This is a genomic window from Hymenobacter agri, from assembly GCF_054778495.1.
The window spans coordinates 1-2,164 of sequence record NZ_BAAGZM010000673.1; the positions used below are offsets into that span (position 1 = coordinate 1).

At 64.2% G+C, this 2,164-nt stretch carries 2 protein-coding genes; both read left to right on the forward strand.

Annotation, left to right across the window (positions count from 1 at the left end):
- Positions 1-355: 355 nt before the first annotated feature.
- Complete coding sequence (locus ACYVDE_RS20885; RefSeq protein ID WP_460503468.1) at positions 356-1,294, forward strand: WD40 repeat domain-containing protein; 939 nt, start codon at positions 356-358, stop codon at positions 1,292-1,294.
- Between the two features lie 93 nt (positions 1,295-1,387).
- Positions 1,388-2,164: DivIVA domain-containing protein (locus ACYVDE_RS20890; RefSeq protein WP_460503469.1), on the forward strand; the 777-nt coding region annotated here is incomplete at its 3' end.

A 2,164-nucleotide genomic window follows, 5' to 3' on the forward strand; every position in this document is an offset into this window, starting at 1 on the left:
GCCGCCGTCCGGCCAGCCACTGGGCCTGGCGGCGGGCATCGGCGGTGGCGGGCAGTAGCGGCCGGTACGCCTCGGCCCGGGGTAAGCCGTCCCACAAGGTTTCGGGCGTTTCAGTGAGGTGCCAGAGGCCCAGCACGGCGGTAGGGGAGAGGTGCTGGATGGAATGCAGGGGCATTTCAGAAGCGGGAAGTAGACGATTGGGAAGAATGTAAAGAACGTCATGCTGAGCTTGTCGAAGCATCTCTGCCGCTTCGTTGAAAGGATTACTTCCCCGGTAGAGATGCTTCGACAAGCTCAGCATGACGTTCTGTTATCTGCCAGCCAACATCTGAGCGGCTACCTTTGCAGCCCCGTTATGCCCGAAATCTTCCGCCCGCCCGTTACGAAAATAGCCACTCTCGCCGGCCACCGCGATGCCGTGTACGCCCTCACGGGCGGGCCGGGCAGCCAGGTTTTTTCGGGCAGCGCCGATGGGATGGTGGTGGGCTGGGACGCCGCCGAACCCGCCCGCGACGGCGAGCTGCTGGCCCGCGTCGAGAATTCGGTGTACGCCCTGCGCCACTTGCCCGAGCTGGATTTGCTGGTGCTGGGGCACAATTTTCAGGGCATTCAGGCCCTCGACTTGAGCCGGAAGCAGTTGGCCCACGCCACGGCCCTGCCGCCGGTGGCCATCTTCGAAATCGTGTATTCGGCCAGCCGGCAGCGGCTGTATGCGGGCCTGGGCGATGGCACGCTGGCAGTGCTGAGCCTGCCCGACTTTCGATTGGAAAAGCTCCTGCGCCTCACCGATAAAAGCCTGCGCACGCTGGCCCTGCACGAAGGCCGTGGCGAGCTGTTAGTGGGCAGCTCCGACCACCTGACGCGCGTGCTCAATCTCGACTCGCTCGAAACGAAATTCACGCTCGGCGAAAGTACCAATTCGGTGTTCTCGGTGGCTTTTTCGCCCGATGGCGCGCACCTGCTCACCGCCGGCCGCGACGCCCAGATTCGGCGCTGGAACGTGGCCGCCGGCTACGCGCTGGCCGACGTGGTGCCGGCCCACATGTACACCATCAACCACTTGGCCTTTAGCCCCGATGGCCGCTACCTGGCCTCGTGCAGCCTCGACAAGAGCATCAAGCTTTGGGACGCGGCCACTCTCACGCTGCTGCGCGTGCTCGACCGCGCCCGCTCGGCCGGGCACGGCACGTCGGTGAACCGGCTGGTTTGGCCGGGCAACCAAAACCGGCTAGTTTCGTGTAGCGACGACCGCAGCCTGGCCGTTTGGCAATTAGCAATGGACAATGAGCAATGAACAATTGCCTCATTCGGTCGAAAAACGTCACTTTACGGTGTTTTGGCCGGTTTCTGCTAGTTGTTCACTGCTCATTGTTAATTGTTAATTGAGATGAAACTCACCGCCCTCGATATCCGCCAGAAAACGTTTGAGAAATCCTTTCGGGGGGTTGACCGCGACGAGGTGCAGGCCTTCCTCACCACCGTGTCGCAGCAGTGGGAGCGCATGGGCGACGAAAACCGCGAGCTGCGCCTCAAGCTTGAGCACGCCCAGCAGGACGTGCAGAAGATGCGCGAGGTGGAAAGCAGCCTCTACCGCACCCTGAAAACGGCCGAGGATACCGGCAACAACATCACCGAGCAGGCCCAGCGCGAGGCCGACCTGCGCATCCGCGAAGCCCAGTTTCAGGCCGAAGGCATGCTGAGCGAAGCCCGCCAGCGCGCCCGCGAGATTGTGGACGGCGCCTACCAGCAGGCCGAAAAAACCGTGGCCGACATGCAGCGCGAAGTGGGCGGCCTGGGCCAAGAGTGCCAGCGCCTGGAGCAGCAGCTCGACAGCTTGGTGCGCGACCTGCATCACCTCGCCTCCGATGCCCTCGACAAAGTGGAGAAGGCCCGCAGCCGGCCCAAGGGCGGCACGGCGGCCATCCTTTCGCGCGCCGCCCGCGTACAGGTAGAGCGCCCGAAAGACTCGGCCGCCGAACCCACGCCCGAAACCCCCTCCGCCATGCAGGTAACGACTTCTTCCGCTGCTCCTTCTATTGCCGCCGTGGCTGCGACTACGCCCGCTTCGTTTGCGCCCGGCCGCTTTGGCCGCGCCGAAGAGTCGCTGGAGCGCGCCGCTCAAACCACCGGCTACAACCCCAAGCCCGGCCAGCAGCCCGACCCC

Excerpts from the sequence above, each read along its gene's own strand:
- ACYVDE_RS20885 (WP_460503468.1), top strand. The coding sequence starts at position 356 with ATGCCCGAAATCTTCCGCCCGCCCGTTACGAAAATAGCCACTCTCGCC.